Origin of the sequence: Chryseobacterium gwangjuense (genome assembly GCF_021311115.1) — a bacterium.
Taxonomy (GTDB): Bacteria; Bacteroidota; Bacteroidia; order Flavobacteriales; family Weeksellaceae; genus Chryseobacterium; species Chryseobacterium gwangjuense.
The window spans coordinates 235,535-249,314 of the sequence record NZ_JAJTNP010000004.1 but is presented as its reverse complement, the minus strand read 5'-3'; the positions used below and the strand labels follow the sequence as shown (position 1 = coordinate 249,314).

General features: G+C 35.3%; 13 protein-coding genes. 5 read left to right on the top strand and 8 right to left on the bottom strand.

The genetic code is table 11. The annotated features are described in order from the left end of the window. Nucleotides 1-122: 122 nt before the first annotated feature. Entirely contained in the window at nt 123-1,262 is a 1,140-nt protein-coding gene (locus tag LV842_RS09850) for a vWA domain-containing protein (protein ID WP_233111276.1), read from the top strand. Nucleotides 1,263-1,396: 134 nt separating this feature from the next. Then, nucleotides 1,397-2,851, top strand: a complete 1,455-nt coding sequence (locus LV842_RS09845) for a sigma 54-interacting transcriptional regulator (protein ID WP_233111275.1) — start codon at nt 1,397-1,399, stop codon at nt 2,849-2,851. Nucleotides 2,852-3,007: 156 nt separating this feature from the next. Here the strand turns inward: LV842_RS09845 and LV842_RS09840 are convergent, their stop codons facing one another. From LV842_RS09840 to LV842_RS09825, 4 genes are all read right to left on the bottom strand, one after another. Then, on the bottom strand, nt 3,008-4,600 hold the full coding sequence (locus LV842_RS09840) for an MFS transporter (protein WP_233111274.1): 1,593 nt from the start codon (nt 4,598-4,600) through the stop codon (nt 3,008-3,010). Nucleotides 4,601-4,700: 100 nt separating this feature from the next. Beyond that, nucleotides 4,701-5,807, bottom strand: coding sequence for an HlyD family secretion protein (locus LV842_RS09835; protein WP_233111273.1), 1,107 nt, complete (start codon nt 5,805-5,807; stop codon nt 4,701-4,703). An 18-nt stretch (nt 5,808-5,825) separates the two neighbouring features. Beyond that, nucleotides 5,826-7,136: a TolC family protein gene (locus tag LV842_RS09830; RefSeq protein ID WP_233111272.1), complete on the bottom strand. Its 1,311-nt coding sequence runs from the start codon at nt 7,134-7,136 to the stop codon at nt 5,826-5,828. Nucleotides 7,137-7,225: 89 nt separating this feature from the next. Then, nucleotides 7,226-8,071, bottom strand: coding sequence for a helix-turn-helix domain-containing protein (locus LV842_RS09825; protein WP_233111271.1), 846 nt, complete (start codon nt 8,069-8,071; stop codon nt 7,226-7,228). Between the two features lie 70 nt (nt 8,072-8,141). Between LV842_RS09825 and LV842_RS09820 the strand changes: the two genes are divergently transcribed. Then, nucleotides 8,142-8,615 carry an Mpo1 family 2-hydroxy fatty acid dioxygenase gene (locus tag LV842_RS09820; protein WP_233111270.1) on the top strand — a complete coding sequence of 158 codons (474 nt, stop codon included), beginning with the start codon at nt 8,142-8,144 and terminating at the stop codon, nt 8,613-8,615. Nucleotides 8,616-8,705: 90 nt separating this feature from the next. Here the strand turns inward: LV842_RS09820 and LV842_RS09815 are convergent, their stop codons facing one another. Beyond that, a complete protein-coding gene (locus LV842_RS09815; RefSeq protein WP_233111269.1) occupies nt 8,706-9,773 on the bottom strand; it encodes a DUF2891 domain-containing protein in 1,068 nt (355 codons plus the stop codon). 158 nt (nt 9,774-9,931) lie between these two features. Here LV842_RS09815 and LV842_RS09810 point away from each other — a divergent pair, with 158 nt between their 5' ends. Both LV842_RS09810 and LV842_RS09805 read left to right on the top strand, forming a co-directional pair. Continuing rightward, a complete protein-coding gene (locus LV842_RS09810; RefSeq protein WP_233111268.1) occupies nt 9,932-10,228 on the top strand; it encodes a hypothetical protein in 297 nt (98 codons plus the stop codon). Next, on the top strand, nt 10,221-10,808 hold the full coding sequence (locus LV842_RS09805; protein ID WP_233111267.1) for a DUF4349 domain-containing protein: 588 nt from the start codon (nt 10,221-10,223) through the stop codon (nt 10,806-10,808). Before LV842_RS09810 ends, LV842_RS09805 begins: the two co-directional genes overlap by 8 nt. Before the next feature lie 126 nt (nt 10,809-10,934). On the opposite strand, the gene LV842_RS09800 is transcribed toward LV842_RS09805, so the two are convergent. From LV842_RS09800 to dnaA, 3 genes are all read right to left on the bottom strand, one after another. Beyond that, complete coding sequence (locus tag LV842_RS09800) at nt 10,935-11,633, bottom strand: SAM-dependent methyltransferase (protein ID WP_233111266.1); 699 nt, start codon at nt 11,631-11,633, stop codon at nt 10,935-10,937. A gap of 32 nt (nt 11,634-11,665) precedes the next feature. Next, complete coding sequence (locus tag LV842_RS09795) at nt 11,666-12,121, bottom strand: low molecular weight protein-tyrosine-phosphatase (protein WP_233111265.1); 456 nt, start codon at nt 12,119-12,121, stop codon at nt 11,666-11,668. A gap of 98 nt (nt 12,122-12,219) precedes the next feature. Beyond that, the gene (gene dnaA / locus LV842_RS09790) at nt 12,220-13,674 is read right to left on the bottom strand and encodes a chromosomal replication initiator protein DnaA (RefSeq protein WP_233111264.1); all 1,455 of its coding nucleotides are present in this window, start codon (nt 13,672-13,674) and stop codon (nt 12,220-12,222) included. Nucleotides 13,675-13,780 lie beyond the last annotated feature (106 nt).

Below are 13,780 nucleotides of genomic sequence, written 5' to 3'. Positions count from 1 at the left end.
TGCCTTAATCTCAGGATCATGTTAAATGTTTTATAAGTATCATTAACATTATCTATTTTCCAAGCGGTATTCTTATTACAATATTTTCCTAACTTGTCTCTTTTAAATACAAGAACAACCTCATGACAAATAAAAGTTTTAATGTTCATCAGGGTTTTACTTTCAGTAAGCATGTTCCGGAGGAAATTTCCAATTTCGACAGAGTTTTCGACGTATTCAGAGATTTGCTCATCCACACTTCCGGTGATCTTGAGGAAGCTTTTGAATGGCTCGATATGCTCGACAGAGAATACAATATTTTCAATGATGAATATAGTCTTGAAGATTTTGAAGAAGATCTGAAAAAACGCGGATATATCAAAGCTGAAGATCCTGAAGATGGCAATTCAGGAACCGGGGAAGGCAAAAATGTACTGACTGCCAAACTGGAAGCGGCTTTGCGTGAATATGCTCTGGATCAGATTTTCGGAAAACTCCAGAAAAGCGGGGTCGGAAACCACCGTACCAACAAAACAGGAATCGGAGATGAACGTGATGGTGAAAACCGGAATTTCCAATATGGAGATGATTTATCAACTGTAAATATGACTGAAAGTCTGAAAAACGCTCAGATCAACAATGGAATTTCAGACCTCAGAATGACTGAAGATGACCTCATTGTAGAAGAAACCAAGCACAAAGCTCAGATGAGTACGGTTTTAATGATAGACATCAGCCATTCCATGATTTTATATGGTGAAGACCGGATTACTCCTGCCAAAAAAGTAGCCATGGCCTTGGTTGAACTCATCAAAAGAAAATATCCGAAAGATTCTATCGATATTATTGTTTTCGGAAACGAAGCATGGCCTATCAAAATTAAGGATCTTCCTTATTTACAGGTAGGGCCATATCACACCAATACGGTTGCCGGATTGGAACTGGCAATGGATATTCTGCGAAGAAAAAGAAATACCAACAAGCAGATCTTCATGATTACCGACGGAAAACCGAGCTGTCTGAAGTTACCGAATGGAGAATATTATATGAACAGTGTAGGACTCGATGAAAGAATAGTTTCTGAATGTCTTCATAAAGCTGCACAGGCAAGAAAACTGAAAATTCCGATCACCACCTTTATGATCGCGCAAGATCCTTATCTCCGGAAATTTGTTGAAATATTTACTGCTCAAAATAAAGGAAAAGCTTTCCTTACGGGACTTTCAGGATTAGGACAGATGATTTTTGAAGATTATGAAAAGAATAGAATTAAAAGGATTTGAAAAAGAGTCAAGTAAAAAGTAAAAAGACAAAAGTGAAATGTCTTTACAAACTAAAATAAAGCGATTAGCTACTATAAAACCTTAGCGAAATGTCAAATTAATACTGCTTTATAAAACATTATATCATTAAACAAATGAAAAACGATACAACATTTAAAGAATTAAAAAATTCAGGATATACCCATAAAACCATCAATCAGGAAATTCAGGCTAATTTAATTGCTAAAATCAAAGCAAAAGAACCGGTTTTCGAAGGGCTTTACGGCTATGAAGACACTGTAATTCCACAATTGAAAAAGGCAATTCTGGCTGGTCATCACATTAATCTTTTAGGATTACGCGGACAGGCAAAAACAAGAATAGCAAGAAGCATGGTGAATCTTTTAGACGAATATATGCCAATTGTAAAGGGTTCTGAAATTAATGACAGTCCGTTTCATCCGATTTCCAAATATGCGAGAGACTTAATTGCTGAGCTTGATGATGAAACACCAATTTCATGGGTTCACCGTTCAGACCGTTTTTTTGAAAAACTGGCAACTCCTGATGTTAATATTGCCGATTTAATCGGAGATATCGATCCTATTAAAGCAGCCACTTTAAAACTGCCCTATTCTGACGAACGTGTTTTACATTACGGAATGATTCCAAGAGCCAACCGTTCTATTTTTGTTTTGAATGAACTCCCCGATTTACAGGCCAGAATTCAGGTTTCCTTGTTTAATATTTTACAGGAAGGAGATATTCAGATCAGAGGATTCCAACTGAGAATGCCTTTGGATATTCAGTTTGTGTTTACAGCAAATCCTGAAGATTATACCAACAGAGGAAGCATTGTAACGCCTTTAAAAGACAGAATCGGTTCTCAAATCTTTACTCATTATCCGAAAAGCGTTGAACTTGCCAAGCAAATTACTGAGCAGGAAGCTTTGATTTCCCCGGAAGACCGCAGCAAAATACAGATTTCCGATTTAGCGAAAAATCTTTTGGAAGAAGTGGCTTTCATTGCAAGAGACAGCGAATATGTAGATGCAAAAAGCGGAGTGAGTGCAAGATTAACCATCAGTGCGATGGAAAACCTTTTTGCAGCAGCGAAATTACGCCTTTTGGAAACTGGCTCTGAAAAGACCCATATCCGTCTTTTAGACTTTATGTCTATCATTCCTTCCATTACCGGAAAAATTGAACTCGTTTATGAAGGTGAACAGGAAGGTGCGGATCATGTTGCCAAAATCTTGATTGATCAGGCTATTATGAGATTGTTTGAAGATATTTTCCCGCGTATTTCAAAACTGGAAAAAGAAGGAATTAAAACACCTTATACCGATTTAATCCTATGGTTTTCGAAGAATCAGCTTGAATTAAATTATGCTGATACGGATGAAGAATTCTATGCTAAACTGGATAAGATACAACCACTCACAACAGTTGTGGAAGAAAACGCCCCTCAACTGAGCAAAGAAGACCAAAACTTCTGTAAAGAGCTTGTTTTATGGGCTTTAACCATTAGTAAAAAACTGGATAAATCTGAAAACCAGGCAGATTACACTTTTGACTCTGCAGATGTAAGACAATATTTCCGCAATTAAAAATTAATAGATAAACCTATAAAAACAGGCTTTTTGCATAAAGAAGTCTGTTTTTTTAATTATTAAAAATCAAACACATAAGAAAGGCTTATGGTTAAAAAGTAAAACCCCATCTTACAATACAATGGAGTTTTACAAATGAAAAACAAGGTCTCTTTAAACCGTAGATCCGGTTGTTTCTTTTATTTCTTCTAAAAATCTTTTTCTTTCACGAAGTCTTTTTCTCGCCAAAGCAGATTTTCCGCTTAATATTTTAACAAATCTGGCATATTCGAAACGTTCTTTTCCAAAATGATGAGTGAACACATACACCAACACTCCTAATCCGGCCAGAATAATGTATCCGAATATTTTCTTACTCGCTATAATAATGGCATTCAATTGAATACCCTTCATATTCGCAGCTACATTTTGCGGTGTTATTGTCATTCCATCCATGTAAACAGCCAAATCACCAACTGCAACTACCTGAAAACGATATTGGAACCAAGCATACACTGCAGAGAAAAATCCAACCGCTAAAAATGTTCTCCAAACCAATACCAATCCGATAGCCGCCAACATATCATCCATTTCCAATTTATCCAATGTATAAAACCAAACCGAGATGAATAATGAGCCCATTCCATAACCTTTCAAAAGCATGGGTAAATACCAGTTTTCATAATTAAATTCCAGCACCATGGAAAAGTACATCACCATTACATACCCTATCATCGCTGAAAAACCTGAAAAAATAAACATCTTCAACGGAATTTCTTTTTTAAACCAAAATATGGCAATTGCTCCAGCTAAAATTAATCCAGGAATCATCAGCAGATTTAATTTAGCGTTTGTTAATTGGTCATAACCCAAAACCCCAACTGCAAAAGTATTCTGAATGGAAGTCGTTCCTAAAAACATTCCGAGCATAAGAAGCATAAATAGCCCATGCTGGACGTTGTTTTTAGTAAATATTTTAAAAGATATATAAGGTCTTTTCAACGTAAACTGACGAATAGCTAACAAAGCAAAACTCACAAAAGCCGCAATACTTGCATTGACTATATTTTCTGAATTGAGCCAGTCCTGTTGCTTCCCGAATGAAAAAACATACGCTGAAAACATAAAAGCAGACACGAAAAGCAAAACACTTAACCAATCGATATAATGTAACGGAACCTTTAAAGCAAAATATTTATCATGCATCAGCAACCAGTGCAGTAAAGCTAAAACAAAGCATGCCACCGCCATAATTACATAGAAATGTTGCCAGTTATAGAGAATGGAAACCTCTGCCGCATAGTATGCAGAAATTTGGTTGAGCACTAAAACAAAAGTATAAAATGCTCCGTAAAACATCCCTCTGTTTCCGATCATCATCATTAAGGGCAGGAATAACTCTATCGTTACCATCATTTTTAAAAATCCGATGAGTAATGATGAAAAAACAAAAATCATCGGATCAAAAGTTGTCGAATTGAGATAGCTCAACAATCCCAAAAGAACCAACAAAACCGTCATTTTATCCCGGACTTTGAATCTCATTTTCATTCTGAGAACAATAGGCATACACGCTCCCATTCCAATTGTCGTTGCATAATTCGCCCACATGAAGTATTCTGTCATCGCACCGGTTCCGCTCATCACATAGCTTACATTCCCTGTATACACTCCACCAAGAGGCATTACTACGGCAAGAAGCAATACGATCAGTAAAAGCTGCACAGGTTTCGGAACCCAGTCGTTGTATAATCCTTTATTGTACATGATTTTCAAAATTTGATGTTAAAGGCTAGAAGTCAGAAGATGGATGCAGGAAGTTTTGTTTCACACTGCAGACTCTTCCCACTCCCATCCTCAAGCTTCCTTACTTATTAATGCTCACATTCACGTTCATCCCTGCACTAAGTTTATCTACATTTTCTTTTTTATTGGAAGCTGTAAACTCAATTCTTACGGGAATTCTCTGTTGGACTTTTATGAAATTTCCGGTAGAATTATCCGTCGGAACACTTGAATATCTTGATCCTGTTGCCGCAGAAATAGCAGTTACCACTCCTTCAAATTTCTGACCTCCCAAAGCATCAACTGTCATCATCATTTTTTCACCGATTTTAATGTTTGGCATCTGTTTTTCCAGGAAATTGGCAGTTACCCACTTTTGTCCGTTCAAAACGATAGTCGCCACTTGTTGTCCCGGCTGAATCAATTGTCCTTCAGAAAGCATTCTTCTCCCCATCACTCCATCGTAAGGCGCTGTGATTACCGTATAAGACAGGTTAATTTTCGCCATGTCCAACGCAGATTTGGTTCTCTTGATTTCGGCATCATTGATTCCTAATTTATTTTTCACCTCTGTTGTGGACAGGTTTGCCGACTGTTTTTGATTAACCAAAGTTTCATACGTTGCTTTTTGAGCATCATATTCAGTTTTCACCTGATCGTACTGTTGTCTCGTTACAGCCTCTGAAGCCAAAAGGTTTTTGTATCTGTTTAAGTTTTGTTCAGCATTCCAAAGTCTTGCTTTTGCTCCGGCAATATTGGACTCCATTACACTTACGTTGTTGGAAACTGTGTTTACGGATGAACTTGTTGCTGTTTTTTGAGCTAAAGCATTCTGATAAGCAGCTTCTGCCTGACCCAATTGTGTTAAAATTTCACGATTGTCCAGAATTACCAAAGTATCCCCTTTTTTAACCTGTTGGTGTTCAATAAATTTAATTTCTTTGATGTAAGCCGAAACTCTCGTATTAATTGGGTTAATGAATTCCTCCACCTGGGCCGCTTCCGTATAGGTTTTATCTCCTACGTGAAAATATTCACGAACCAGCCAGAATAATCCGAAACCAATTACCAAAAACACAATAATGTTTGAAATAATGGCTCTGATTTTATTCTTTTTATTTTCTTTCTTTTTTGCTGAAGCACTTGACTGTACAGGTGCTGAAGATGTATTTTGTTCCTTGTTTTCCATTGTTTTCAGTTTTAAAAATTAAAGAGTTCCGGTAGATTTCAGAAGATTGTAATATTGATACAGCACATTGATTTCTGCATTGGCATATTCTAATTCTGATTGAAGTTTCTGATACTGTGCATCCAGCATTTCTGCCTGTACTGCCAACTGATTTAAATATTTGGCTTCCGTAATTTTATAATTTTCTTCCGCTAATGTTTTGGCATCATTTAGAATATCCGCTTGCTGAATAGATTCCTGATATTTTACATACGCAGCATTCACAGCCATATCAATATTTTGCTGCGTTAAAGTCATGGCATCATTTGCCTGATTTTTTTGCAGTTCTCCTAACTTTACTCTTTCTTTGGTTTTATATAGATTATCAATATTATAACTTAAAGAAACTCCCGTCTGCCAACCTCCCGAATACATATCCAAAACTGGATTTCTCGTCGTAATCGGTCTTTGCAGAGTATATCCTCCAAAACCTGCTACTGTAGGCATTTTATCGGTTTTTATAATCTCAATATTTTTACCGGCAACCAACATATTCGTTTTTGCAGATTTCATCAAAGGATTACTGTCATGGGCAAGATTTACATAATAATCCATTCCTATACCGGCATCTTTATTCTCTAAATTTTCAATTGGAATAATCTCTGTATCTGTTGGTAAACCCAAAGCAACGCTTAAATTATAATTCAGGATTTTTTTATTGTTTGCTAGCGTCAACATGTACTGATCGATATTCTTAATTGCCAATTCACCACGAATCACTTCATTTCGGGTAACCATGCCCTGCTGATAAAATTTCTGGATATTTTTTAATCTTTCCTGAGCCAGTTTTTTGTTGGTTTGAAATACTTCCTGTTGATTTAAAATCTTATAAACATCCAGATAATTGGAGATCACCAAAAATTTCACATCCTGTTTGTTTTTTTCCAGATCCAGTTTTGAAAGCTGCTCACGAAGTCCCGCCAATTCAATAGACTTATTCACCAATCCTCCTTTGAAGATTACCTGAGTCGCCTGTACTGCATAAGAACTACCGTAGTGAGGCATCGGAATAGTCGTAGAATTGGAAAAATCTTTATCAATTGCTATTGCATCACCTAAATAAAACTGGCTTGTAGCAGCAGTTATAGTCGGTAATTTCTGAAGCTTGGCAACATTAGTATTTTGTTCTGCAATGTCAATATTTTGTGCCGAAATTTTCAACTGCTGATGATTTTGCAATGCGAGCTCGGCCACCTCATTCGCTGTCATCTGTTTTATTTCTTGTGAAAAAAACAGCGCAGGAAAGACTGCTATCAATAACGATAGTGCTGTTTTAATATTCTTTACCATTTTACCTTGTTTTACGAGTACAAAGTTATGGCGAGAAGAAACTCAAACAAATGTTTGAGAATTGGAAAAAGATGTTCAAATGTAAGATTTTAACTTTCGAACTGATTTCGATACTGTGAAGGACTTTCTCCTAAATGTTTCTTAAAAAAGTGAGAAAATGAATACTGGTCACTAAACCCGAGAATTGAAGAAATTTCTGAAATAGGCTTACTGGAAGAGTTTAAAAGCACTTTAGCCTCATTAATCACGACCAAAGCAATAATCTGGCTTGCAGACTTCCCTGTAATGGTCTTCATAACTGATGAAAGATGTCTGGTTGTAATCGACTGTCGCTCGGCATAAAACTCAACCGACCGCTCCGTGAGATGATGTTCTGCAAGATCATTCAGGAAAACAAAAACAATTTCCTCTTGTCTTGACATCTGGTTCATCGAATTGTTGTCTTCTTTAGAAATAATTCCTGCCATTTGGTAACAAAAAACAGAAAAAAGATGTTCTACCATTTCTTTTTTGTAGATCATTTCGGTTTCCGAATCGAGGATATATTTCAGAAAATTCACACTTTTCCAAACCACATCCATTTCATCCTGATGAAAAGGAACCCCAATGTTCATTTGTTGCCTAAAGTATCGGTAAGTTATTAACCTATTGAATTTTAATGACAAAGCTGAGATAAATTCGCGTTTATATGAAACCATTCTCGACTGAAAATCATCACTCACGGAAACCATTTCGTAAATCGTCTGCGGATCCGTCACCATAAACATATTGGCAGAAAGTTCTAAATCCCGAAAATGTTGTTTGAGTTTTATCGTTCCTGTTTTAATAAAGATAAATGCCGGATTTTCGGGACGAAATGGCTTGTCGACAGCAATTCTCTCGAATATATTATGTTGTGTAAAAACATCAACCCCAAATTTTTCTAAGACAGACATAACACAAATGTAAGCAATCTCTTGAGCGATTACAAAAATTTATTATTTTAGTATGTTACAAATTCTTACTATGAGAAAAATTGATTTACTATTTGCTGAATATGCTGAAAGTCACAGAAATTCGACCAACAAACTGATCCACTGGATATGTGTTCCACTCATTTTTTGGACGATTTTAGGATTTATTTCTCTTATTCCATCGAAATCAATTGGTTTCATCTACGTTGGTGAAATCAGCTATATAAGCCTTATTGCGATGGCTTTAGTTACTTTTTTTTACATGAGGCTTTCTTTCTTAATCGGTCTCATCATGATTTTTGTGATGACTTTAATGGAAAGTTTCGCGTATGGGATCAATGTTCGTTGTAAAGAAAATTCCTGGATGGTTTATCTCGCTGTTTTTATTATCACCTGGATTTTACAATTCGTCGGCCATAAAATTGAAGGTAAAAAACCTTCTTTCTTAAAAGACATCCAATTCCTTTTAGTTGGTCCGATTTGGTTGCTAAGCTTTATCCTTAAAAAACTGGGAATCAAATATTAGTTTTTAGGAAAGGAAGATGAAGGATGGAAGCCTGAAGTTCTTTTTCATACAGCATCAACTTTCCTCTTCCCGCATCAAACTTCCGGCAAATTAATCCTCCAAAGCATATACTGCAAAACTGGCCAACCAATGGTCGCCTCCATAATTCCCCTGAAATAATAGTGGAAGTCCGTTGTTTAAAAATACAGTAGCTGTTTTCTGAAATTCTTTTTTCAGCGGATGATGATCAGGTAGTGATTTTGCAATTCCTTTCATACACCATGCTTTTGTGAATGATAATCCAACTAAATGAACCGTCTGATAATCTGAAAGATCACTCACCTCCGGAATTTTTTCAATATTCTCCAAACTTCTTTTTTCGTAGAAGTTATTTAACCATGAAACAAATTCTTTTTGCGGCAGCACTCTTCGCATCAAATCTGCAATTTCTAAACTTGGCGAAAAGAAATCGGATCCGTCCGGTTCAAGATAAGCGGGAGTTTTTGTGTTGTTTAAGTAGAAATATTTAGCCTTTTCTATCAGTTGATTTTCGAAGGTTTTGTCTCCTGTAGCTCTTGCCCAATCCAAAGCAAAAACCATTGCAAAAGCAGTATTTGGATGAACTCCCGTTCTGTTCGGGTATGTTTGTTTAGGTAAAAATGTTTTCCAGGACTCCAAAATTTTATCCGTTAAGGGTTTTAAATTCTGATGCCAGATTTTCGCTTTCGGATGATCCCACGTTGACAATTCTTCATCTAATTTCAATAACCAGGCCCAACCGTAGGTTCTTTCAAAAGTTCCGGTTAATTGATATTTTGTGAAATAATCTGCTTCAGTCTGAAGGTTTTCTTTTTTAAAGGAATTATCAAGTATATTTTCAATGTCTTTTGCAATCGATAAACTAGGTTTTGTCTTCAATAAACGAACAAGCATCCAATGTCCATGAACAGAGCTGTGCCAATCAAAACAACCATAAAAACTTGGATGCAGATCTTTCGGACTTAAAGGAACTTCATCTGCATTATTAATGATGTGAGCCGTTTTGTTCGGATATTCCTGATTGATACAGTGAAGTGGTTTTTCAGATAGTTTGATAGCCATTTCGTCTGTAAGTTTCGGAACTTCCTGAGCATACATCAAAAACGAAGAAAATATGATTGCTAAAAGGCTTTTTTTCATTCAATAAAAATATAAAATAAATTCAATTTTTCAGGTCTCAAAATTACTGAAAACGGCATTCAATAAAATATTCATAACAAATTTTAATAAATATTGAAAATTTACAACCAATTTTCAATTCAAGCATGATTTTTGTTAAATCTCAGAAAATATCACGTATGAGAAAATTACTTTTACCTTTAGTTTGCCTTATTCTTATTCACTGTAAAAAAACAGAAACACAAGCTTCAAGCGCTTCCCTTGTAGATGTCATTCAAGAAGATAAACTAGTAGCCGTTGATTCAACCGCCGTTGCGTATGCAGAACCATCAGGTGTTGTTTCTGAAGAGGAAGTCGTTGAAAGCAAATCTAATCCTCTCCCCAAAAAAACAGATACCATTTCCAAGAAAATCATTAAGAATGGAGACATGAGAATCCAGGTGGGAAATATTCAAAAAGCACAAAATAGTGGGTAAAATTATTAAAAACAACAAAGCGTACGTTCAAAAAGAAGAGTTTCAGAATACGGATACTGATGAGAATGTCTATCTAACAATCCGGGTTCCTCATAAAAATTTTGATGCTCTTGTTAATTCTTTTTCCGATGGAGTCGGCTCTGTTTTATCCAAGAACATCTCTTCGGATGACGTTACCGAAGAATATACCGATGTTTCCATAAAATTGGCCAACAAAAAGATCTATCTTGAAAAATATCGAGACATGTTGAAAAGTGCCGCTACCACGAAAGATATGCTGGAAATTCAAGAAAATATTCGTGCTCTTGAAGATGAAATTGATGTATCCGAAGGCAGATTGCGTTTTATTGATGACAGGGTGAATTACAGTACTTTAAATATAAGTTTATATAAAGAAAAAATAAGAAGTTCTACGACTTCAAAAGTAGGTTTTGGAAGCCGTTTTGGAGATTCCGTTACACAAGGTTGGAATAGTTTTGTGGCTTTTCTTCTTGAAATCATCTCGCTTTGGCCGTTCCTTTTATTAGTTCCGGTTGTTGTTTTCCTTTGGAAGAAATGGAGAAACAGAAAGAAGAAATAGCATATTAATCTAACATTTATTTGTCATTCTGAATGAAGCAAAGCGTAATGACGAATCTCTAATACTATACTTGAGATTCTTCCTTCGTCAGGATGACAAATTGAACGTTTTATTTCCCAAGTGATTTTATCTACCTAGAACAAATACAGCAGGAATTTTATGAAGTTCCGGCTTTTGTTTTTGCCAGTCTTTTATCGTTTTTGTTTGAATGAATTCAGTTTCCGGATCGTTGATATTAGCTGCAATACACAATTTTGTATTGGGTGATAAAAATTTGGTTAAATCTTCAAAAAGCTGATTATTCCTGTAAGGTGTTTCCATGAAAATCTGGGAATACCCTGTTTTTTGAACCAGGCTTTCCAATTGCAGCATCTGTTTCTTCTTCTCTCCTCTATCTATTGGCAAATATCCATTGAATGTAAATTCCTGCCCATTAAAACCACTTGAAATAAGCGCTAGAATAATTGATGAAGGTCCTGAAATCGGGATTATTCTGATGTTTTTTTCATGACACCATTTCACCATTAAATTTCCGGGATCGGCAATACAAGGAAGTCCGGCTTCCGAAAGCAAACCAAAATCTTGGCCTTTCAACATCAGTTGCTGTGCTTCTTTTATATCTGCATTTTCAGTGTATTTATCCAGCAAAAAAAGCTTCAGATCTGACTGTTTTTTCTCAGGAGCAAAGAACTTCACTACTTTTCTGGCAGTTTTTTCATTTTCAACAAAGAAATAGTCAGTTTGCATAATATATTCTTTGATCACAGGCGAAAAATGAGTGATAGAAGTATTTTCGGAAAGGTAAGCTGGAAGTAAAAAAAGCATTGTTTTTAATTATTATAATAATGATGTGTAAATTACGATTTTAAAAATAATTGTTCAGCAATTTTGCTGCAACCCTTATCCAAGAGTTCAAAAACCTCTTCAAAATCTTTCATCTCTCCCCAATACGGATCGGGAACTTCGGCATTTTTATGATCATCTAAAACTTCTAAGAACAAAGATACTTTTTGTCTTTGTGCTTCATTTTTTGTTTTTGAAACCACATCTGCCAAAACATCAATATCCATACAGTAGATTTTATCAAAGTTTTCAAAATCCGCCATGGTAATAGGTCTTGAGCGTTGTTTTGAAATATCAATATTATGGTTAGCTGCCGTTTTTATTGCTCTTTTATCAGGATGTTCTCCTTCGTGCATAGAAATCGTACCCGCAGAATCCACTATACAATTTTCAGGAAGTTTGGTTTTCATAATTCCCTCTGCTAAAGGACTTCTGCATATATTTCCCAAACACACCATTAGTATTTTCATCTTATAAAATTTAAAGATTTTAATTTTATCAACAAAACTAAATAAAAAATGAAGAATACATATATTCTCCATTTTCTATTATTTACAATTAAATTATTTTAATGTTTGATTCTTTCCGTAAGTTCTTTAACGTATTTTTTCACTTCCTTATCGATTTTTGAAACATCCTTAATCGTTTCGCAAGCATACATTACTGTTGAATGGTCTTTACCTCCCATTTCTTCACCAATTTTAGTGAAAGTCGCATTGGTAAATTCTTTTGCAAAATACATTGCCAATTGTCTCGGAAGAGCAATTTCTCTTTTTCTTGTCTTTGATAAAAGCTGCTCTCTTTTAATTCCGAAATAATCACATACCACTTCCTGAATGAAAGGAATATTAATTACTTTTTTCTGATTAGCAGCAATTTTATTAATTGTATCTTTTAATAATTCTAAGCTTAAGTCAGATTTATAAATAGTAGAATACGCAATCACAGAATTGATTACTCCGATAAGTTCTCTTACATTCGTTTTTGCTTCAGCAGCTAAGAAATCCAGCATATCTTCTGTAAGAACGATACCATCTCTACTTAGTTTGTCTACAATAATTTTCTTACGGGTTTCTAAATCCGGAGATTTAATTTCTGCAGAAAGTCCCCATTTGAAACGGGAAACAATTCTGTCCTGAATATCCATAATATCAGCCGGAGCCTTATCTGAAGTAAGAATGATCTGTTTTCCGTTCTGATGCAGATAATCAAAAATATGGAAGAAACTATCCTGTGTAGCAGATTTTCCTGATAAGAACTGGATATCGTCTATAATCAACACATCTACCATTTGATAGAAGTTGGCAAATTCAGTTTGCTTATGAGCTTTTGCAGCAGAAATAAACTGCTGAATGAATTTTTCAGATGATAAATATAAAACTACCTTATCCGGAAACTGACTTTTTACTTCAAGTCCTACAGCCTGTCCCAAGTGCGTTTTACCAACTCCGTAACCTCCGTATAAAAATAACGGGTTGAAGGCAGTTGCTCCCGGTCTTTTGGCAATAGATCTTGCTACTGTAGCTGCAAATTTATTGCTCTCTCCTTCTACATAGTTTTCAAAAGAAAAATCTGATTTCAGATTGGAATCGATATTTACTTTCTTAATTCCGGGAACTACAAAAGGATTAACGATATTTGAAGAGAAACCTTGCGGCATCGTCTCTTGAATTTTTGGAGTAGGAACTGTTTTCCCTTTCATATTCATGGTAACGGGTTTTTCTAAACCAACCGGTTTATTTTCCATTACAGAATACCAAAGTTTCACACCTTTTCCAATATTTTTCTTCAGGGCAGCAGAAAGCAGGGATAGGTAATTATCCTCAATATACTCCTTGTAAAAATCACTCGGAACCATTAATGTAAGATTATTGTCAACCAAAGAAATTGGCTGAACTTTATCAAACAGTAAGTCGAAAGATTTTTCAAGTTTTTTAAGATCAGAATTATCTTCAGCTGCGTTGAGATTATCACGCATAAACTGAAGGCACTTCTGCCATATCATCATTAAATTTTCATCCATATTTATGCCCTGATTAATTCTTTTGTTAGTATAATTTTTAGAAGGAAGACAAAGGTCCAATTTTTTATTTTTAAAAAAAAATATTGCAGGTATTGATTATTTAAAA

Excerpts from the sequence above, each read along its gene's own strand:
- LV842_RS09850 (WP_233111276.1), top strand. The coding sequence starts at position 123 with ATGACAAATAAAAGTTTTAATGTTCATCAGGGTTTTACTTTCAGTAAG.
- LV842_RS09845 (WP_233111275.1), top strand. The coding sequence starts at position 1,397 with ATGAAAAACGATACAACATTTAAAGAATTAAAAAATTCAGGATATACC.
- LV842_RS09840 (WP_233111274.1), bottom strand. The coding sequence starts at position 4,600 with ATGTACAATAAAGGATTATACAACGACTGGGTTCCGAAACCTGTGCAG.
- LV842_RS09835 (WP_233111273.1), bottom strand. The coding sequence starts at position 5,807 with ATGGAAAACAAGGAACAAAATACATCTTCAGCACCTGTACAGTCAAGT.
- LV842_RS09830 (WP_233111272.1), bottom strand. The coding sequence starts at position 7,136 with ATGGTAAAGAATATTAAAACAGCACTATCGTTATTGATAGCAGTCTTT.
- LV842_RS09825 (WP_233111271.1), bottom strand. The coding sequence starts at position 8,071 with ATGTCTGTCTTAGAAAAATTTGGGGTTGATGTTTTTACACAACATAAT.
- LV842_RS09820 (WP_233111270.1), top strand. The coding sequence starts at position 8,142 with ATGAGAAAAATTGATTTACTATTTGCTGAATATGCTGAAAGTCACAGA.
- LV842_RS09815 (WP_233111269.1), bottom strand. The coding sequence starts at position 9,773 with ATGAAAAAAAGCCTTTTAGCAATCATATTTTCTTCGTTTTTGATGTAT.
- LV842_RS09810 (WP_233111268.1), top strand. The coding sequence starts at position 9,932 with ATGAGAAAATTACTTTTACCTTTAGTTTGCCTTATTCTTATTCACTGT.
- LV842_RS09800 (WP_233111266.1), bottom strand. The coding sequence starts at position 11,633 with ATGCTTTTTTTACTTCCAGCTTACCTTTCCGAAAATACTTCTATCACT.
- LV842_RS09795 (WP_233111265.1), bottom strand. The coding sequence starts at position 12,121 with ATGAAAATACTAATGGTGTGTTTGGGAAATATATGCAGAAGTCCTTTA.
- dnaA (WP_233111264.1), bottom strand. The coding sequence starts at position 13,674 with ATGGATGAAAATTTAATGATGATATGGCAGAAGTGCCTTCAGTTTATG.